This window comes from Pseudomonas parasichuanensis (genome assembly GCF_021601385.1).
Classification (GTDB): Bacteria; Pseudomonadota; Gammaproteobacteria; order Pseudomonadales; family Pseudomonadaceae; genus Aquipseudomonas; species Aquipseudomonas parasichuanensis.
Genome location: NZ_BQHO01000033.1, coordinates 1 through 18,641, shown reverse-complemented (window position 1 = coordinate 18,641; position 18,641 = coordinate 1). Strand labels below are relative to the sequence as shown.

Here is an 18,641-nt window from a genome sequence, read left to right as displayed (position 1 = left end):
GCCCCACGGAGCGATCCCTGGGGCCTTTGTGTTTTCTTGCCTTGCATCAAGCGTGACCGTCATACATCCAAGGGACTATGGATAGTGGCGTTATGGTGGCGTTTAATGGCGTCACAATAACGACACGCGGACGGACCACGACGATGATGCGAGAAGGAACTCGGCTGGCTGTTGCCATCGCCCTGCTACAGGGTGCCGTGCTGTGCGCGCTGCTGACGGCCATGGCTTACGCCGGGCTGGCGCTATATATGGCCCTGCCGTTGACGCTGCTGGTGTTGTGGCTGCCGCATCTGCGCCGCGCACCGGTAACGACGCAGGTGGAGGAGGCTGCGCAGGACAATGACCTGATTCAGCAACTGGCCCGGGGCACCAGCCACAATGCGCTGTCGGCTGCGGCGGTGGCTCACTCGGTGCAGCAGCTGGCTGCGCGGGTGCAGTCGCAGTTGGGCGCGGCCGAGGAGATTGTCGGCAGCGCCGAGATCATGATCGCCACCGAACAAACCAGTGCCCAGCTCAGTCAGCAGGCCCTGGAAGCCGCCCGCTCGGCCCATGGCAGCAGTGTCGCCGGCAGTGCGGTGTTGGCCGAGTCGATCCAGCGCATGCACGACCTGAGCCAGCGCGCCACCGCCAGCCGTGAGCTGATCGAGGCGCTGCACCTGCGCAGCGAGGACATTGCCCGGGTAACCCTGGTGATCCAGGCCATCGCCAGCCAGACCAACCTGTTGGCGCTCAACGCCGCCATCGAGGCGGCGCGGGCGGGTGAGCATGGCCGCGGTTTCGCCGTGGTCGCCGACGAAGTGCGCGGCCTGGCCGGGCGCACTGCCACTGCCACGCAGGAAGTGGGGCAGATGGTGGCCGATATCCAGGAACGCACCGCCCAGGTGGTCACGCAGATCCGCGCATTGGCCGATGACCTGGGCAGTGGCGTGGCGCAGGTGGAGCAGACCGGCGGGCAACTGGCACAGATCGCCAGCCTGGCCGCCAGCGTCGAAGGGCAGGTCGGCGCAATTGCCGCAGGCACCCAGACCAACCGCACTCAGCTCGACACCCTGTTCCAGGCCGTGGCGCAGGTGCGCAGCGACCTGGCGGTGAGCGACCAGCAAACTCGTCGCCTGGCCCAGGCCTCCGTGCAGATGGAGGGCCAGGTAGAGCGCTTGAGCGAACGCCTGGCCGAGGTCGGGCTGGATGCCTACCACCAGCGGGTGTTCGAACTGGCGCAAGGCGGGGCGCAGCAGATTGCCGAGCGGTTCGAGGCCGATATCGAGCAGGGGCGGGTGGCGCTGGAGGATTTGTTCGACCGCCAGTACCGGCCGATTGCCGGCATGCAGCCACCACGTTTCAGCACGCGCTTCGACCACTACACCGACACGGTGTTGCCGCAGATCCAGGAGCCGCTGCTGCAGCATGAGGGGTTGGTCTATGCCATCGCCTGTACCCAGCAGGGCTATGTGCCGACCCACAACAACGCCTTCAATCGGCCACTGACCGGCGACCCGGTACAGGATACGGCGCATAACCGCAGCAAGCGCACCTTCGACGACCGCACCGGGATCCGCTGCGGCAGCCATCAGCAGCGGGTCTTGCTGCAGACCTACACCCGCGATACCGGTGAGCTGATGCATGACCTGTCGGTGCCGATCTACGTCAAGGGCCGCCACTGGGGTGGCCTGCGCCTGGGCTACCGCCCTGAACCCGGGCTTGATTGAGCTGATTTGTTGCCTCAGGTGCAATACAGCTCTACCGGCATGGACTTTTTCCTGAAGCGCGCAGCACGTATCATGGCCACATCGTTAGGTTGCTAATTAAATTCCGGAGGGAATGATGAATAGCCAAGTCGATGTGGCGGTGATGATCGGCACAGGTGTTCCAAGCGCGTTGCAGGCCATGGGCAAGCGGGTGTGCTGGGTGGTGCTGGTCAATGGAGAGCGCCGGGGCACTGCCTTTGCCAGCCGCAGCGAAGCACTGGAGTGCCGGGCAGCCTGGTTGGCGCAGCTGGCGCGGGGCAAGGTAGCCTGAGGGGTTCAACGTTCCAGCTGGCGGGCAAGCTCGCAGGCATCCTGGTGACGTTGGCGGAATCCCTTGACCCTTCCAGTGGTGCTTTCGGTGATATGGAAGAAGGCGACACCGGCAGGCACGACAATGAAGCGCGCTTGGCGTGCAGCGGCCATATTGCAGGAAATGTGTTGCGCCTCTCGACGGATTTCAGTGTTTTCGGGCATATTCGTTCTCCTGTAATGCGCGATTGAAGGCCAGGCTTGTTTTCTTTCAAGGACCTGACGCTTTCTATCGCATCTTTTCTGGCAGTTTTGATGTCAGGCATTACGGTTCCTATTACGGAATCACGCCGAAGCTTACCCCGCGCGCCCGAACGATGAATGGGTGAAGTACTTCCCGGTTATCGCTTGGCCGTCTCGCGTGGAAACTCCGCGGCGTGATTGCAAAGTCCTGTGGACGATGACTTTAAAAGGCTGGCACCTGGCGCGAAGCGGCGCCTGGGTGCTGGCCTGCAGTAATTGATGTGAGGAGCTCTTCATTGGCAGTCAGTACTCTGGATACCCATGCGTTGTTTGCCCTGGGCGACTTGCGCGCCAAGTTGGTCAAGTTGTTCAACGGGCGGTTCATCTACGTTACCGAGCAAAACCCTGAAGGCCTGTACATGGCCGAGATCGATCCCGACGGCACCATGGTGGTCGATGACAAACAGCGCCTGGAGCTGAAAGTGGGCGACCACTTCCGTGCGGCGGTGCTGCCCAGCCGTGAAGGCGGCAAGCTGGAGCTGCGCTTTCGCGAGATCAAGTTGAATGTCTACGGGCAAGGCGACTATGCCTTCGTCCGCGTGCCCGAGGGTGAGGGCATCGTGTTTCGCGAGGGGCAGGGCGTGATGCTGGTATTCGCCGCCGAGCAACAGGTACAGGAAGGCCTGGGCAAACTGCTCAAGGCAGTGACCGGCAAGGTTGCCAAATGGCGCAAGGGCGAGCTGACCACCTTCAAGGCCAGCGAATGAGTGACCAGGCGGCGCCGGGCTCACGTGCCGACTTCCACCAGCGCCACCAGGCCCAGGCCATAGCCTTGGCCGAGCAATTACTGGCGCGCCGTGAAGCGCTGCAGGGCGCCTGGCTCGCCTGGGTGGCCGGCGAGCTCTATCAGCTCAGCCCACCGCCCTATGCGGCGATGGTGCGGCGTGAGCTGCAGCGCCTGGCTGGCGGCTGAGCTGGCGACAGTTTCAGTTGCCGCGGTCGCGTCCGCTGCTGACTTCTTCCGGTACATCCTCGCCCGAGGTGCGTTTGCGAAACAGCGCCGCCCGGGCCAGCAGCAGGGTGGTGACCGGCACGGTGATCGACAGCAGGATCGGGATCAGCCAGGCATGCAGCACCGGGCTCTGCTTGAGCTGCGAGAAGTACAGGATCGACGCCAATGCCACGCACCAGGCACCGATGGTCGAGGCCAGCGCGGGTGGGTGCATGCGCTGGAAGTAATCCTTCAACCGCACCAGGCCGATCGCCCCGACCAGGGCGAACAGGCTGCCGACAAGCAGCAGCGCCGAGACCGCCAGCTCCAGCCAGAACGGCAATACCAAGACTTCATTCATTCGATCACCTCGCCTCGCAGCAGGAACTTGGCCAGGGCGAACGAGCCGACGAAGCCGAACAGGGCGATCAGCAGAGCGCCTTCGAAGTAGGTGTCGCTGGCGTAGCGGATGCCCAGTACCAGCATCATCAGCATGGCCAGGATGTACAGGTAGTCCAGCGCCAGCACCCGGTCCTGGGCGGAGGGGCCGCGGAACAGCCTGATCAGTGCCAGGCCCATGGCCAGGGCGAAAATGAACAGGCTGGCGAGGACGGCGTTGGCAAGCAGGCCGCTCATTCGAAAATCTCCATCAGCGGGCGTTCGTAGGTGTGCTTGAAGTGCTCGATGAACGCCGCTTCGTCGTCCAGGTCGAACACGTGCAGCAGCAGCACGCTGCGGTCCAGGGCCAGTTCCGACCAGACCGTGCCCGGCACCACCGTGGTAATCATCGACAGCGCCGCCAGGCCGTGCGCATCGCGCAGCGCCAGCGGTATGTGAACGAAGGCCGAGCGTGGCGGGGTGCTGCCGGCACGCAGCACGCCACGGGCCACCAGCAGGTTGGAAACGATCACGTCGATGCCCACCCGGCCGATCAGCCGGGCGATCACCAGTGGCCTGCGTATGTGGGCGTGCTGCGGGCGCAGGGGCGCCATCAGGATCGGTGCGAGGATGCCCAGCGCGGCGCCCAGCAGCAGGTTGCCCGGGCTGACCGACAGGTTCAGCAGCAGCCACAGGACGAACAGCGAAAGCGACAGCAGCGGCGCGGGGAACAGGCGGTTCATGGCTGCACCTGCGCATTCAGGGTGGTCGGGCCCGGCACTGGCCGGGTGGCCATGACGGCCTGGATGTAGGCGTCGGGTGCCTGCAGGCTGGCCGCGGCGTCCTGGGTGTAACGCAGCAAGGGTTCGGCCTTGAGGCTTAGGAAAATGCTCAGGCCCAGCAGGATGACAATCGGCAGGCATTCATAGCGGCGCAGCAACGGTGACTGGCGTTCCTCGGGCTTCCAGAAGCGCTGGATGCCGACCCGGCCAAAGGCGATCAGCGAAGCCATGCCGGAGAGGATCAACAGGGTGACCAGCGTCCAGCCGGCAGCGCCCAACGGCTGCCCTGGTGCGACGCCCAACCCTTGCGGGTTGAACAGCGCGCTGATGAGGTTGAGTTTGCCGATGAACCCCGACAGCGGCGGCATGCCAATGATCAGCAGGGCGCAGGCGATAAAGCTCAGGCCAAGGAAGGCCATGGTCCAGGGGATGATCTGGCCGATCACCGCTTTCTGTTCGTCGTCCAGGTTGATGCCCTTGGGCGGGTGCAGCGACTCCAGCGGCGAGGGCATCGCATCCTCTTCATCGTCCAGTGGCACCTCGTTGGCCGAACGCGAACGCTCGACCAGCTCGGCCAGCAGGAACAGTGTGCACAACGCCAGGGTGGAGCTGGCCAGGTAGAACAGCGCAGCGCCGGTCAGCACTGGCTGGCCGAAACCGACAGCGGCCATCAGCGTACCGGCCGACACCAGGATGCTTAGCGCCGCCAGGCGCTCCAGGCGCTGGGCGGCAAGGATCGACACTGCGGCCACCGCCAGCGTCGCCAGGCCGCCATACACTAGCCATTCGCCGCCGAAGTTCGCCGAGGCGCCGGCCTGCCCGGAGAACAGCAGGCTCCACAGCCGCAGTACGGCATACAGGCCGACCTTGGTCATGATCGCGAACAGCGCCGCCACCGGTGCGCTGGCCGAGGAGTAGGCCGGTACCAGCCAGAAGTTCAGCGGCCAGATCCCGGCCTTGGCCAGGAAGGCAATGGCCAGAATTGCCGCGCCCGCATGCAGCAGGCCACGGTCGGCCTCTGGCACCAGCGGCACCTTCAGCGCCAGGTCGGCCATGTTCAGGGTGCCGGTGACGCCATAGAGCATGGCAGCGCCCACCAGGAACAGCGACGAGGCGAACAGGTTGATGGCGATATAATGCAGCCCGGCCCGCACCCGCGCACGCCCCGAGCCATGCAGCAGCAGGCCGTAGGAGGCCGCCAGCAGCACCTCGAAGAACACGAACAGGTTGAACAGGTCGGCGGTGAGGAAGGCGCCGTACAGGCCCATCAGCTGGACCTGGAACAGTGCGTGGAAGCTGGCCCCGGCGCTGTCCCAGCGGGCCCGGGCGAACAACAGCGCGCAGCTGCCGACGATACCGGTCAGCACCAGCAGCAACGCCGACAGGTGGTCCACCACCAGGGCGATGCCGAACGGCGCCGGCCAGTTGCCCGGCAGGTACACACCGATGGACTCGGCCTGGCCCTGGGTACGCACCCACATGAGCAAACTGACGGCGATGACAAGGCCGGCGAAGGTCGACAGCAGGTTCAAGCGGGCCTTCAGCCAGCGGTGCCTTTCGCCAATCAGCAGCATCAGCGCCGCGGTGACCAGCGGCAGCAGGATCGGCGCGATGATCAGTTGGTTCATCCCACTCATTCGTCACGCTCCCGGCCATCCACATGGTCGGTGCCGGTCAAGCCACGGGAGGCCAGCAGCACCACCAAAAACAGCGCGGTCATGGCGAAGCTGATGACGATGGCGGTGAGGACCAGTGCCTGGGGCAGCGGGTCGGTGTAGTGCAACAGGTCGTGGGGCACGCCGTCCTTGATGATCGGTTCCTTGCCGATGAACAGGCTGCCCATGCTGAAGATGAACAGGTTGACCCCGTACGACAGCAGGCACAGGCCCATGATTACCTGGTAGGTACGCGGGCGCAGGATCAACCACACCCCCGAGGCGGCCAGCACGCCGATGGCGACTGCGATGACTTCTTCCATCAGGCGGCTCCTGCTTGGCTGGACTTGGCGGGGCGATAGGCACGCACCGACTGGTGCGCCAGCGCGGTGAGGATGAGCAGTGTCGAGCCGACCACCACGGTGAACACGCCGATGTCGAAGAACAGCGCGCTGGCCACGTGCACGTCACCCAGTAGCGGCAGGTGCAGGTGGGCGGTGTGGGTGGTCAGGAACGGGTAGCCCAGGCCGATGGCACCAGCCCCGGTGAGGGTGGCGCAGAGCAGGCCCGTGCCCATCCAGCGCAGCGGGCGCAGGCTCATTTGCGCCTCGACCCACTGGGTGCCGGCGACCATGTACTGCAGGATGAACGCCACGGACATGACCAGCCCGGCGACGAAACCGCCGCCCGGCTGGTTGTGACCGCGCATGAACAGGTACATCGACACCAGCAGCGCGATCGGCAGCAGCAGGCGCACCAGGGCGGCCGGCACCATCATGAAGCCCAGCGCGGTGTCGGTGGCGTGGCGCGGGTTGACCAGGTCGGTGACCACGTCCGGCGCCAGCTGGCGTTGCTGGGCAGGCAGCTGCATGCTCTCCTTGGGCGGGCGGAAGCGGCGCAGCAGGGCGAATACGGTGAGTGCCACGGCCACCAGCACGGTGATCTCACCGAGGGTGTCGAAGCCACGGAAGTCCACCAGCATCACGTTGACCACATTGGTGCCACCGCCTTGCGGCAGGGCCCGGCTGAGGTAGAACGAGGAGATGTCGTTGGGCGTGGGGCGAGTGAGCATGGCGTACGACAGCAGCGCCATGCCGCCACCGACCAGCACTGCCAGCACCAGGTCGCGCAGGCGGCGCAGGCGTGCGCGGTCCTGGCTGCCGGGCAGTGGCGAGACGCCTTCGATACGCCGGGGCAGCCAGCGCAGGCCGAGCAGCAGCAGGACGGTGGTGACCACTTCGACTGCCAACTGCGTCAGCGCAAGGTCGGGGGCGGAGAACCAGACGAAGGTGATGCAGGTCATCAGGCCGCAGACGCTGACCATGATCAGCGCCGCCAGGCGGTGGTACTTGGCTTGGTAGGCGGCACCGATGGCGCAGGCAATGGCGATCAGCCACAGCGCGACGAACACCCCGGAACCGGGGATCTTCGGCCGGTCGCCCCAGCTCAGGCCGTTGTACAGCAGCGGCATGAAACCAGCGATAAAAGCGGCCAGCACCAGCATGAACAGTTGCGTCTGCAGGCGGCGGGTAGTCAGCAGTCGCTCGATGTGCCGGGCCAGCAGCATCAGGTGCACCAGCCCCTGCTCGAACAGGCGCTTGCCATTGACGCGCCCGATCAGCGGTGGATTGGCAAAGCGGCCGCGTTGCAACTGCTTGCGCAGCAGCAGGTAGAGCACAATGCCGCCGCACATGGCGATCAGGCTCATCATCAGCGGGGCGTTCCAGCCGTGCCAGACGGCCAGGCTGTATTCCGGCAGGGTGCCGCCGACCACCGGCAGGGCGGCGGCGGCCAGCAGCGGGCCGACGGATTGCGCCGGGAAGATGCCGACCACCAGGCAGGTGAGCACCAGCAGCTCGACCGGTGCGCGCATCCAGCGCGGTGGCTCGTGGGGCGTGTGCGGCAAGTCCTGTGCCGGCGGGCCGAAGAACACGTCGACGGTGAAGCGCAGCGCATAGGCCACGCTGAAGGTGCCGGCCAGGGTGGCGATCACCGGCAGGGCGGCCTCGACCCAGGCGGTTGAATTGATGAACACGGTCTCGGCGAAGAACATTTCCTTGGACAGGAAGCCGTTCATCAACGGCACGCCGGCCATCGAGGCACTGGCGACCATGGCCAGGGTGGCGGTGAACGGCACCAGGCGGAACAGGCCGCTCAAGCGGCGGATGTCACGGGTGCCGCTTTCGTGGTCGATGATCCCGGCGGCCATGAACAGCGAGGCCTTGAAGGTGGCGTGGTTGAGAATGTGGAACACGGCGGCCACGGCGGCCAGCGGGCTGTTCAGGCCCAGCAGCAGGGTGATCAGGCCCAGGTGGCTGATGGTCGAGTAGGCCAGCAGGCCTTTGAGGTCGTTCTGGAACATCGCGGCGAAGGCGCCGAGCAGTAACGTGGCGGCGCCGGCACCGCCGACGATCCAGAACCATTCCTCGCTGCCCGACAGCACCGGCCACAGCCGGGCCAGCAGGAACACCCCGGCCTTGACCATGGTCGCCGAGTGCAGGTAAGCCGAGACCGGGGTGGGCGCCGCCATGGCATGGGGCAGCCAGAACTGGAAGGGGAATTGCGCGCTCTTGCTCAAGGCGCCGATCAGAATCAGGGGCAGCAGCACCGGGTACAGCGCATGCTGGCGGATGGTGTCGCCGGCAGCCAGGACCTTGTCCAGGTCGTAGCTGCCGACCACATGGCCGAGCAGCAGGGCCCCGACCAGCAGGCACAAGCCGCCGGCGCCGGTGACCATCAGTGCCATGTAGGCGCCGCGGCGGGCGTCGGCGCGGTGGTGCCAATAGCCGATCAGCAGGAAGGAGAACAGGCTGGTGAGTTCCCAGAAGAACACCAGCTGGATCAGGTTGCCGGAAATCACCAGGCCGAGCATGGCGCCCATGAACGCCAGGAAGAAAGCGAAGAAGCGCGGCACCGGGTCCTGGGGCGACATGTAATAGCGCGCGTACAGCGACACCAGGGTGCCGATGCCCAGCACCAGCAGGCTGAACAACCAGGCGAAGCCGTCCATGCGCAGCACCAGGTTCATGCCCAGGCTGGGCAGCCACAGCAGCTCTTCGCGAATGACGCCGCCGTCGGCGACCTGGGGGTACAGCAACGCCACCTGGACGGTGCCGACCAGGGCCACGAGCCCGGCGAGAATGGACTCTGCGTTGCGTGCGTTGTGCGGCAGGACAGCCGCCAGGCAACTGCCGACGAAGGGCAGAAGCAATAGCACAATCAATGACATAGCGTTCTGTTCTGAGAAGTTTGCCAAGGATCATACGTGCCGGGGTGTGTATCACCAACACGCAAGCGGTTGCAGGATCCTACAAATGTGCTGTGACAAGCTGTTTTTTTATAACAGTTCTTTACAAAGCATAGCGGGTGTTGGCCGCATCACAGCCCGGCTTCACGTTGGCGCTCGTCGTCGTCCTGCAGCGCGGCGGCCTCGTCGCTGCGGCGGATCTTCAGCTCGCTCACCACCACAGCCAACACGATCAGCAAGCCGCCGATCAGTGCAATACCGGGCAGGCGCTCACCGGCAATACGCCCGACAACGCCGGCCCATACCGGTTCGCCGGCGTAGATCAGAGTGGCGCGGGTGGGCGAGACCGACTGCTGCGCCCAGTTCATCGCCACCTGGATCACCGCGCTCATGGCACCCAGGCCGACGGCGCTGACCAGCAGCAACCAGGAGAAGTCGGGGAGCTGCTCCTGGGTCGGCACGATCATCAGGAACGCCAGCGCCGAGGCGGTCGCCAGTTGCACCACGGTGACCCGGCGCACATCGACCTTGCCGGCATAACGGCTGATCAGGATGATTTCGCCGGCAATCGCCACGGCGCTGACCAGTGTCACCAGCTCACCTTCGCTGAAGTGCAAGCTGCCACCCTCGGGCCCGGCCAGCAGCATCAGGCCGGCGAAGGCCAGGCAGATGCCCAGGCTTGGCATCAGGCCGGGGCGGCGCCCCAGCACCAGCCATTGCAGCAGTGGCACGAAGGGTACGTACAGCGCGGTGATGAACGCCGACTGGCTGCTGCTGATGGTCTGCAGGCCCATGGTCTGCAGGCCGTAGCCGAGCATGATCGACACCCCGATGAGCATCCCGGCCTTCAGTTCGGTGAAGGTCAGCCCGGGCAGCGAGCGGGCCGAGACCAGGCCGACGAACAGCGCGGCGGCGGCGAAGCGCAGGCCGACGAAGAACATTGGCCCGCTGACGCTCATGACGGTGTGCACGATCAGGAAGGTGCCGCCCCAGAGCATGGTGATGAACACCAGCACCAGCTCGGCCTTGCTCAGGCGGAAGGTGACGGCGGGCTTGCTGTGGGTGGCTTGGCTCATGGGCTTGCGTGCTCGGCAGGGGCGGCGCACAATCCGCCGCAAAGTGGGCAGTATACTGCGCAATTCTTACCGGTGAGCAATATAGTGCACAAAGAATCCGAACACCGTGCCTCGGTGTTGCAGCATGTCAGTCAGAACGTTCGCCGCCTGCGTGGCGACGCCGGTCTCAGCCAGGCGGCCCTGGCCGAGCGTTCCGGGGTTAGCCGGCGGATGCTGGTGGCGATCGAGGCGGGCGAAAAGAATGTCAGCCTGACCACCCTCGACCTGATTGCCGAGGCGCTGGGTGTGGCCTTCAGCACGCTGATCCAGGCGCCCGACCAACGCGACCCGAGCCGCATCGACGAGCTGGCCTGGGCCGGTGAGCACCCCGGCAGCCGGGCGGTGCTGCTGGGCAGCAGCCCGGCCCGGCGCGAGGCGGAGCTTTGGGAGTGGACCCTGGCACCCGGCGAGTGCTACGCCAGCGAGGCTGACGCGGCGGGTTGGAGCGAGCAGATCTACGTCGCCGAAGGGCAGTTGACGCTGGTCATCGAAGGCGTCGAGCACCACTTGATGACCGGTCAGTTCCATGTGTTCCCCAGCAACTGCCGCTATGCCTATCGCAACGATGGCCAGCTGGCCGTGCGCTTCGTGCGCAATGTGGTGATCTGAGCGGTCAACCCTTGAGCAGTTCGTCGGTAGTGACCACCTTGGCGTAGGCGAAGGCCAGTGCGGCCATCACCGAGGCGTGCACCTCGGCAGCGGGTACCCGCTTGCCGTCGAAGGTAAGCGGCAGGGTGGCGCAGGCGTCATGGGCCACGGTGACGTCATAGCCGTAGTCTGCTGCCGCCCGGGCGGCGGCATCGACACACATATGGCTCATGCTGCCGGCAATGGTCAGCGCCTTGACATCGTGTTGGTCGAGCAGCGTCTTCAGGTTGGTGTCGCGGAAGCTGTTGACCTTGTGCTTGAGCACAACGGCCTCGTTGGCGGTTGGCTCGACCTTGGGGTGAATGTGCGCACCGGCCGAGCCGGGGGTGAAGAATGGCGCGTCGCTGCTCTCGAACTCGTGACGCACGTGGACCACCAGGTCGCCCCGTTTGCGTGCAGCGTGCAGTAGTTTGGCGGCGTTGTCGGCGGCGGCCTCGGCACCGTCGAGGGTCCATTTGCCGCCTGGGAAGTAGTCGTTCTGGATGTCGATGATGATCAGTGCCTGCTTGCTCATGGTGCCTCCTGCGGCAGTAGTGATGAACTGCTGATAGTTATAGGCTTGAAGGACCGGATCGAGGATTGGCGCGAGCGACACAATGACGGCAAAAACTGACAGCCTGGAAATTGGCGTGCTGCTGTACCCGGGTGCGCAGAGTGCGGCGGTGCACGGTTTGACCGACCTGTTTATGGTGGCCAACCGGGTTGCGGCTGAGCTGGGTGAGCACCAGTTGCCGCTGCTGCGTGTCAGCCACTGGCAGCTCGACGCGGCTGGGCAACTGCAGGTCATTCACGACAGCCTGCCGCAGGCCGGGCATGCGCCACGGGCCCTGTTGATTCCCCCTAGCCTGGCCGCGACGCCTTCCGGTGAGCTGCTGGCCGCTCATCGCCCCGCGCTCTGCGACTTGCATGGCCAAGGGACTGTGCTGGCGTCGGTGTGCATCGGGGTGTTCCTGATCGCGGGCAGCGGCCTGCTCGACGGGCGATCGGCCTGCACCCACTGGAACTACGCCCAGGCCTTGAGCGAGCGCTTCCCCAAAGTACGTGTGGCGACCAGCCAGCCACTGCTGGACGATGGCGATATCGTCACGTCCGCCGGCCTGATGGCCTGGACCGACCTGGGGCTGCACCTGATCGAGCGCTTCCTTGGCCACACCCTGGCCCGTGAGACCGCCCGCTACCTGGCGGTGGAGCCTGCGCCGGCGCCTCTGCCGGGGGCGCTGTTCACCCCGCGGCTGGAGCATGGCGACGAGGCGGTGCTGCGGGTGCAGCATTGGTTGCAGGGTGAGCAGGCTCGCGACGCCGGCCTGGCCGACATGGCCCGTTGTGCCGGGCTTGAGCCGCGCACCTTTCTACGGCGCTTTCGTGCCGCCACCGGCTTGCGGCCCACCGAGTATGCACAGCAAGTGCGGGTTGGCCGCGCCTGTCGGCTGCTGGAGTTCACCCGGCGCAGCGTCGACCAGATCGCCTGGGGCGTTGGTTACCAGGACCCCAGCGCCTTTCGCAGGGTGTTCCAGCGCCACACCGGCATGACCCCCAGTGACTACCGGCGGCGGTTTGCGGTTGGCAGCGAGTGAGTATGTAGCGGACACGTCGTTCCGGGGAGAAGAGTCCCTGTAAGGAGAAAGTCCTTGACCTTGAGTTAACTGGAGGTTTTAACCTGCGCGCCAACAGGCTGCAAGTGGCCCAAGCAAGGAGACAGTCCATGGTGGTCAATGCCCACTCCCTGTGGTTCACCCAGATGATCGAGTACGACGTCCCGCCCCTGCATCAGCAGGCGCTGGCCCAGGCCCTGGTCGCGCGCAGCGAGCACTTGGCGCAGCGCTGCGAAGGTTTGCAGGGCGTCAGCATCCAGGCCAGTGACGACGGCCGCCGAGTGCTCCAATACCTGCAATGGCAGTCGCGTGGTGCATGGGCGGCGGCCGCCGGCAGCTTCGTCGAGGAGCCGTTCCTTGAACTGTTGAGCCAGCACCAGGCCCGAGGCGTCCACTTCGCGGCCTACCAGACCTTGCGTAGCCTGGTACGGGGTGCCGATGGCGGCCTGCACTGCCAGGTCGGCGAGGCTCAGGCGTACCAGGGCGCGTAGTGCGGGTAGCGGTCCAGGCGTGCGCCGACGACCATCTCGCTAACCCAGGCGCTCAGCAGCGCGCTGTAGGCTTTCTGGCTCTCTTCGCTCGATAGTGCGTGATCGGCGCCATCGACTGTGCGGTGGGTCAGTGAGTGCGCGCTGACGAACGCCGAGCGGTAGCTCATGAGGGTGCTGTGCGGTACATAGTCGTCCTGTTCGGACTCCACCAGCAGCACGTCGCCGGCGAATTCCGCGCAGGCGGCGAGGGCGCTGTTGTCGGCCGGGCTCAAGGCGCGCAGGCGATAGGCGTTGAGGCGTTGACGGTCCAGGGCCTGCTTGGGGCTGTCCCATTCAGCGTCCCAGTACAGTGCCGGCACCCTCAGCGCCAACCATTTCACCGCTCGCTGGCGGGTGAGCAGGGTGGCCAGGTAACCGCCATAACTGCTGCCGATGACGGCCATGGCGGCGGGGTCGACGGCGGGGTGGTTGGCGAGGCGGTCGTAGGCGGCCAGCAGGTCGGCGAGGTTCTGCTCGCGGGTGACGGTCAGGCGCTGGCTGGCAGTCTTCTCGTGGCCGCGCAGGTCGAAAGTCATGCACACGCAGCCCAGCCCGGTGATCTGCCGGGCCCGCGCCAGGTCGCGTTGCTGGCTGCCGCCCCAGCCGTGGACGAAGAGGATGCCCGGCATCTTGCTGCCGGGGCTGACCAGGGTGCCGGCGATGCTTTCGCCTTCGACGGCCAGCTCGATGGTTTCACTTTCGATGGTCATGGTCGCGGATCCGTGCATATTTGCTGAGTTGTCCGAGTTCACTGTCATGCCCCTGATAGAAGAGGGTGGCGTCGGCCGGGAGTTGGGCTTTGCCGAACACTTCGTGGGTTGATGCGCGCACCTGCTGCAAGGCCGGGTCGTCGGCAAAGGCCAGCAACGCGAGGATCTCGGCGCTGCTGGCGCCACCCGGGCGCCATGACTGCTCCAGTACGCCGCTGCGCAGGTGGCCGCGCGGGTCGGTACCGCGGGCGATGTCGTAGTTGCGTCGCGAGGCGATGAAGCCGGGGAAGTGACGTTCGGCAGCCCGCTCGTAGGTCATGGCCTGGTTGATGGCCAGCCGCAGGTGGTCTTCCAGCGGCAACTGCAGCAGTTGCTGGTAGTCGCCGCGTACCACGTGCAGGTCGGAGCCGCCGTACACCTCGGTGCCGGCGTGGTCGTGGGTCAGCTGCTGGGTGCCGTGGTAGCTCAGGGTGAGCCCGGCGACACGCACCTGGCCGACGCTGAAGGTTTCGACGTCGCTCAGGTCCTCTTCCAGCACCAGGCCCCATACGGCGAGCTGTTGGTCGTCCATCGACTGCAGCAGTGTGTCCAGTTCTTCGCGCCGGGTGATGACCTGTTGGCCACGACCGGCGCAGGCCAACACCGGCTTGATGCGAATACGGCCTTCGGCAAGCAGCAGGATGGCGGCACGGCGCGCGTCGTCCTTGCTGAAGACGGTGTAGCCGCGCAGCAAGGCGTTGCTGGCATTCTGGGCGAACGCATCCGTCCAGCCCGGCGGGAAGCTTGCCCCGGCGGGCAGGGGGTGGGAGATGGCCTTGGTGGCCATGAAGGGGTGGCTGACCAAACCGCCGAACAGGTCGTGCTCGCTGTGGATGCCCAAGGGGGCGTAGCGTGCCGGGTCGATCAGGGTATCGGTGGCCAGGTAGTAGTAGTGGGCATCGTCGGATGGCGGCAGGCCGGGTTGGGCTCGCGGCAGGTGCAGCAGCTGTGCAAGGCCGTCGGCCAGTTTGAGCTGCACCGCGTGTTCGTGGTCCGAAGTGTGCTCGCGGGTGTCGAGCAGCGCGACGGCGGTTTTCGGCTCGCGGGAGTGGGGCATGGGAGCCTCGCGTGCACTGAAGGGTGTATGGGCTGTGAAGGCATCTGGCGGGCAAAGTTCAGCGGGATTGATCGGCGGTTTACAGGGCGCATGGGGCAATCCTGGCCCTGTTCCCGTCGTGAAGATTGCGGGCGGTGGCCGCCTGTTCCATTATCGACGGCCTGGATCAGTCGAGATGTGTCCGCAGGAGTGCGCATGAACAGTCAGTCCCCCCTTCAGGAAACCGTACCGGTGCGTCTGGCCCGAGTGCGTCAGGTCATGGCCCGCGAGGGGGTCGATGCCCTGTTGGTGCCTTCCGCCGACCCGCATTTGTCCGAATACCTGCCGGGCCATTGGCAAGGGCGGCAGTGGTTGTCCGGTTTCCACGGTTCGGTGGGTACGCTGGTGGTGACGGCGGACTTCGCCGGGGTGTGGGCTGACAGCCGTTATTGGGAGCAGGCGGACAAGGAGCTGGCGGGTAGCGGTATCGAGCTGATGAAGCTGCGGCCCGGGCAGCCGGGTGCGCTTGAGTGGTTGGGCGAGCATGTCCAGGGCACGGTCGCCGTGGACGGCGCGGTGATGGCGTTGGCTTCGGCGCGTCAACTTAGCGAGCGCTTGCAAGCCCGGGGTGTGAGCCTGCGTACTGACCTTGACCTGTTTGATGAGGTTTGGACTGACCGGCCGCCCTTGCCGGGTAATCCGGTGTACCAGCACCTGTCGCCGCACGCCACGGTCAATCGCGCGGAAAAGCTTGCCGAGTTGCGTCGCACGCTGCAGGGCAAAGGTGCTGATTGGCATTTCATCGCCACCCTCGATGACATTGCCTGGCTGTTCAACCTGCGTGGTAGCGATGTGTCCTACAACCCGGTCTTTGTCTCATTCGCACTGGTCAGCCAGGACAAGGCCTACCTGTTCGTGGGCAAGGACAAGGTCGATGAGCATTTGCGCCAGGTGCTGGCCGCCGATGGCATCGAAGTGCGCGATTACACCGAGGTGGGCAGCGCGCTGGCGGCAATCCCCGCTGAAAGCAGTTTGATGGTGGACCCGGCGCGGGTCACCTGTGGATTGCTGGATCAGCTTGTGAGCCAGATACGGCTGGTGGAATCCATCAACCCCACGACCTTGAGCAAGTCGCGCAAGGGGGAGGAGGATCTGGTGCATATCCGCAAGGCCATGGAGCAGGACGGCGCGGCGCTGTGCGAATTCTTCGCCTGGTTTGAAGCCCACCAGCGGCAGCAGGTGATCACCGAGCTGACCATTGACGAGCAACTGAGTGCGGCGCGTGCCCGACGGCCGGGCTTCGTATCGTTGAGCTTCTCGACCATCGCCGCCTACAACGCCAATGGCGCGATGCCCCATTACCATGCCACCGAGCAATCCCATGCGGTGATCGAAGGGAGTGGTCTGTTGCTGATCGATTCGGGTGGCCAGTACCTGGGTGGCACCACCGACATCACGCGCATGGTGCCCATCGGTGAACCCAGCCATGAGCAGAAGGCCGATTGCACGCGGGTGCTCAAGGGCATGATCGCGCTGTCACGGGCGAAGTTCCCGCGAGGCATTCCTTCACCGATGCTCGACGCCATCGCTCGAGCGCCGATCTGGGCCGACCAGGTCGATTACGGGCATGGCACTGGTCATGGTGTGGGCTATTTCATGAATGTGCACGAGGGGCCGCAGGTGATTGCCTACCAGGCGGCGGTCACGCCACAAACGGCGATGCAGCCGGGAATGATCAGCTCGATCGAGCCCGGCACCTATCGACCAGGGCAGTGGGGGGTGCGGATCGAGAACCTGGTGGTCAATCGCGAGGCTGGCAGCAGCGCGTTCGGTGACTTCCTTGAGTTCGAAACCTTGACCTTGTGCCCGATCGATACGCGCTGCTTGTTGCCCGAGCAACTGGGTCGCGAAGATGCCGATTGGCTCAATAGCTATCACAGGACGGTGCGGGAACGGCTGTCACCGTTGCTCCAGGGGGATGCGCTGGCGTGGCTGGAGCGGCGCACGGCGGCGATCTGAAACCAATGAAAAGGGCAGCCTTGAGGCTGCCCTTTGCGTATCTACTTGCAGATCACGATCATGCTGCGGCTGGTGTAGCCGGCGGGGTTGATGCCGAAGATGTAGTCGCCGGGCTCTTCATCGCTGTCCCCGGAGCGAGCGATGACTTTGTAGCCCTTCTTGCCACAGGAGCTCGCAGCTTTGCTGTAGCACTTGTCCCACGATGAAGAGAGGCCCGAGCAGTTGATGTGCATGCCTTTCTTCCCTCGCTTTACCTCTGTCTTGGCAGTCGCGGCACATCCAGCAATGGCCAAGATGGCCAGGATGAGAAAAATACGTTTCATTCCTGTCCTTATGCGGGCCCGGTTATGGCTGGGCCTGTTGTCAGCGCTTCAAGTCTTCCCTGAGATCCCCTGCGTCCATTTGCAGCCAAGTAGATAGCGTCTTGATTATGATTTTGTGACAGCTTAATCAGCCAGAGGGAGTGGTACAAGGCCGGGCAAGTTTTAAATGCAAATATTTCTCAAATCAGTCGGCGGCCACGACGGGGGCGGCGTCTCGCCGCATCGACAGTGTTGCACCGACCGATGCGGTGATGATGGCAAGGATGGCCAGCCATTGCCAGGCGGTGAGTTTCTCGCCGAGGAAGATCAAGCCTGAAAGGGCCCCGAACGCCGGTTCAATACTCATCAGAGTACCGAATGTCCGTGCGGGCATGCGGGTCAGGGCGACCATTTCAAGGCTATAGGGGAGTGCTGTCGACAGGATCGCGACACCCAGTGCCACCGGGAGCAAAGTGGGGGTAAGCAGTGCGCTGCCAGCATGAACAATACCTATCGGGGCAACGAACAGTGCGGCGATCACCACCCCCAGCGCGGCGGTCTGGATGCCGTTTTCGGCTCCGGCGCGCTGGCCATATAAAATGTAGAGCGCCCAACATACGCCTGCCCCCAGCGCATAACCGGCACCCAGCGGGTCTATGCTGGCGCCGGACTGGCCGACGGGGATCAGCAGCAGCAGGCCAACCACCGCCAGGCCAACCCAGACAAAATCCAACGCCCGACGCGAGGCCCATAGCGCAACGGCCAGCGGGCCGGTGAACTCGAGTGCTACGGCGATTCCCAAAGGGACGCTACGCAACGACATATAAAAGAGGAAGTTCATTCCGCCCAGGGCCATGCCATAGATGATCACGCTGCGCAGGGTGTTGGCATCCAGGCGAGCGCGCCATGGGCGCAGCAGCAACAGCATGATGATGCTGGCGAAGATCAGGCGCAGGGTGGTGGTGCCTTGTGCACCTACGACAGGGAACATGCTCTTAGCCAGCGACGCGCCGGACTGGATCGAAGCCATGGCGATCAGCAGCAGGCCGATGGGGAACAGCGTGGCGGCCAGGCTGCGGTGGGGGGTGTTCATTATAGATAGGCGTTCCATGGTTGCGCGGCGGGTTGAGCAGTATAGTGCGCAATGTGGGGTGGGGTGTGCAAGAAGGTTGTGGCTCGTACAAACACCATACAGTCGTGATATGGCCTTTTCTCTTTATATTGCAACCTATCGAAATTAAAGGTTGACGGGGTTTCAGATCCCCTTATAATGCGCCCCACTTCCAGCGACAACGGAACGCAAAACTCCTTGAGATTCAACGAGTTAAGCGATTCGAAAGGTCCGGAAGCGTTTCGGTCT

General features: G+C 64.8%; 21 protein-coding genes. 8 read left to right on the top strand and 13 right to left on the bottom strand.

Annotated features, from left to right (window positions below; translation table 11 throughout):
• The first annotated feature begins 77 nt into the window (after positions 1–77).
• Together L6D77_RS22090 and L6D77_RS22085 are read left to right on the top strand one after the other, a co-directional pair.
• A complete protein-coding gene (locus tag L6D77_RS22090; RefSeq protein ID WP_373870622.1) occupies positions 78–1,706 on the top strand; it encodes a methyl-accepting chemotaxis protein in 1,629 nt (542 codons plus the stop codon).
• A gap of 115 nt (positions 1,707–1,821) precedes the next feature.
• Positions 1,822–2,016, top strand: coding sequence for a hypothetical protein (locus L6D77_RS22085; RefSeq protein WP_232883941.1), 195 nt, complete (start codon positions 1,822–1,824; stop codon positions 2,014–2,016).
• A gap of 5 nt (positions 2,017–2,021) precedes the next feature.
• Here L6D77_RS22085 and L6D77_RS22080 read toward each other — a convergent pair whose 3' ends face one another.
• On the bottom strand, positions 2,022–2,219 hold the full coding sequence (locus L6D77_RS22080; protein WP_232883961.1) for a hypothetical protein: 198 nt from the start codon (positions 2,217–2,219) through the stop codon (positions 2,022–2,024).
• Positions 2,220–2,533: 314 nt separating this feature from the next.
• On the opposite strand from L6D77_RS22080, the gene L6D77_RS22075 reads away from it, so the two are divergent.
• Together L6D77_RS22075 and L6D77_RS22070 are read left to right on the top strand one after the other, a co-directional pair.
• On the top strand, positions 2,534–3,004 hold the full coding sequence (locus L6D77_RS22075) for a hypothetical protein (RefSeq protein ID WP_232883942.1): 471 nt from the start codon (positions 2,534–2,536) through the stop codon (positions 3,002–3,004).
• The gene (locus L6D77_RS22070; protein WP_232883943.1) at positions 3,001–3,210 is read left to right on the top strand and encodes a hypothetical protein; all 210 of its coding nucleotides are present in this window, start codon (positions 3,001–3,003) and stop codon (positions 3,208–3,210) included. The genes L6D77_RS22075 and L6D77_RS22070 overlap by 4 nt, the downstream gene beginning before the upstream one ends.
• 13 nt (positions 3,211–3,223) lie before the next feature.
• On the opposite strand, the gene L6D77_RS22065 is transcribed toward L6D77_RS22070, so the two are convergent.
• The 7 genes from L6D77_RS22065 to L6D77_RS22035 form a co-directional block, all read right to left on the bottom strand.
• A complete protein-coding gene (locus L6D77_RS22065; protein ID WP_232883944.1) occupies positions 3,224–3,589 on the bottom strand; it encodes a Na+/H+ antiporter subunit G in 366 nt (121 codons plus the stop codon).
• The gene (locus L6D77_RS22060) at positions 3,586–3,864 is read right to left on the bottom strand and encodes a K+/H+ antiporter subunit F (RefSeq protein ID WP_110994579.1); all 279 of its coding nucleotides are present in this window, start codon (positions 3,862–3,864) and stop codon (positions 3,586–3,588) included. Before L6D77_RS22060 ends, L6D77_RS22065 begins: the two co-directional genes overlap by 4 nt.
• On the bottom strand, positions 3,861–4,349 hold the full coding sequence (locus tag L6D77_RS22055) for a Na+/H+ antiporter subunit E (RefSeq protein WP_232883945.1): 489 nt from the start codon (positions 4,347–4,349) through the stop codon (positions 3,861–3,863). The genes L6D77_RS22060 and L6D77_RS22055 overlap by 4 nt, the downstream gene beginning before the upstream one ends.
• Entirely contained in the window at positions 4,346–6,025 is a 1,680-nt protein-coding gene (locus L6D77_RS22050; protein WP_236170170.1) for a monovalent cation/H+ antiporter subunit D, read from the bottom strand. Before L6D77_RS22050 ends, L6D77_RS22055 begins: the two co-directional genes overlap by 4 nt.
• Positions 6,022–6,366 (bottom strand): Na+/H+ antiporter subunit C, encoded by a 345-nt coding sequence (locus L6D77_RS22045; RefSeq protein ID WP_023632557.1) that lies wholly within the window; start codon positions 6,364–6,366, stop codon positions 6,022–6,024. The genes L6D77_RS22050 and L6D77_RS22045 overlap by 4 nt, the downstream gene beginning before the upstream one ends.
• Positions 6,366–9,272 carry a monovalent cation/H+ antiporter subunit A gene (locus L6D77_RS22040; protein ID WP_232883947.1) on the bottom strand — a complete coding sequence of 969 codons (2,907 nt, stop codon included), beginning with the start codon at positions 9,270–9,272 and terminating at the stop codon, positions 6,366–6,368. The genes L6D77_RS22045 and L6D77_RS22040 overlap by 1 nt, the downstream gene beginning before the upstream one ends.
• Positions 9,273–9,421: 149 nt before the next feature.
• Positions 9,422–10,366 (bottom strand): DMT family transporter, encoded by a 945-nt coding sequence (locus L6D77_RS22035; protein ID WP_232883948.1) that lies wholly within the window; start codon positions 10,364–10,366, stop codon positions 9,422–9,424.
• 84 nt (positions 10,367–10,450) lie between these two features.
• Here L6D77_RS22035 and L6D77_RS22030 point away from each other — a divergent pair, with 84 nt between their 5' ends.
• Positions 10,451–11,014, top strand: coding sequence for a helix-turn-helix domain-containing protein (locus tag L6D77_RS22030; protein WP_232883949.1), 564 nt, complete (start codon positions 10,451–10,453; stop codon positions 11,012–11,014).
• A gap of 4 nt (positions 11,015–11,018) precedes the next feature.
• Here L6D77_RS22030 and L6D77_RS22025 read toward each other — a convergent pair whose 3' ends face one another.
• A complete protein-coding gene (locus L6D77_RS22025) occupies positions 11,019–11,567 on the bottom strand; it encodes a cysteine hydrolase family protein (protein ID WP_232883950.1) in 549 nt (182 codons plus the stop codon).
• 82 nt (positions 11,568–11,649) lie between these two features.
• Here L6D77_RS22025 and L6D77_RS22020 point away from each other — a divergent pair, with 82 nt between their 5' ends.
• Together L6D77_RS22020 and L6D77_RS22015 are read left to right on the top strand one after the other, a co-directional pair.
• On the top strand, positions 11,650–12,627 hold the full coding sequence (locus L6D77_RS22020) for a GlxA family transcriptional regulator (protein WP_232883951.1): 978 nt from the start codon (positions 11,650–11,652) through the stop codon (positions 12,625–12,627).
• Positions 12,628–12,755: 128 nt separating this feature from the next.
• Entirely contained in the window at positions 12,756–13,136 is a 381-nt protein-coding gene (locus tag L6D77_RS22015; RefSeq protein WP_232883952.1) for an antibiotic biosynthesis monooxygenase, read from the top strand.
• Here the strand turns inward: L6D77_RS22015 and L6D77_RS22010 are convergent.
• Together L6D77_RS22010 and L6D77_RS22005 are read right to left on the bottom strand one after the other, a co-directional pair.
• Positions 13,115–13,885 (bottom strand): alpha/beta hydrolase family protein, encoded by a 771-nt coding sequence (locus L6D77_RS22010; RefSeq protein WP_232883953.1) that lies wholly within the window; start codon positions 13,883–13,885, stop codon positions 13,115–13,117. The two genes, L6D77_RS22015 and L6D77_RS22010, sit on opposite strands and share 22 nt — an antisense overlap.
• A complete protein-coding gene (locus L6D77_RS22005) occupies positions 13,869–14,981 on the bottom strand; it encodes a DUF3182 family protein (RefSeq protein WP_232883954.1) in 1,113 nt (370 codons plus the stop codon). Before L6D77_RS22005 ends, L6D77_RS22010 begins: the two co-directional genes overlap by 17 nt.
• A 195-nt stretch (positions 14,982–15,176) precedes the next feature.
• Here L6D77_RS22005 and L6D77_RS22000 point away from each other — a divergent pair, with 195 nt between their 5' ends.
• On the top strand, positions 15,177–16,979 hold the full coding sequence (locus L6D77_RS22000) for an aminopeptidase P family protein (RefSeq protein ID WP_232883955.1): 1,803 nt from the start codon (positions 15,177–15,179) through the stop codon (positions 16,977–16,979).
• A 41-nt stretch (positions 16,980–17,020) separates the two neighbouring features.
• Here L6D77_RS22000 and L6D77_RS21995 read toward each other — a convergent pair whose 3' ends face one another.
• Together L6D77_RS21995 and rhtA are read right to left on the bottom strand one after the other, a co-directional pair.
• Positions 17,021–17,302 (bottom strand): hypothetical protein, encoded by a 282-nt coding sequence (locus tag L6D77_RS21995; RefSeq protein WP_232883956.1) that lies wholly within the window; start codon positions 17,300–17,302, stop codon positions 17,021–17,023.
• A gap of 184 nt (positions 17,303–17,486) precedes the next feature.
• Complete coding sequence (gene rhtA / locus L6D77_RS21990) at positions 17,487–18,374, bottom strand: threonine/homoserine exporter RhtA (RefSeq protein WP_232883960.1); 888 nt, start codon at positions 18,372–18,374, stop codon at positions 17,487–17,489.
• Between the last annotated feature and the right edge of the window lie 267 nt (positions 18,375–18,641).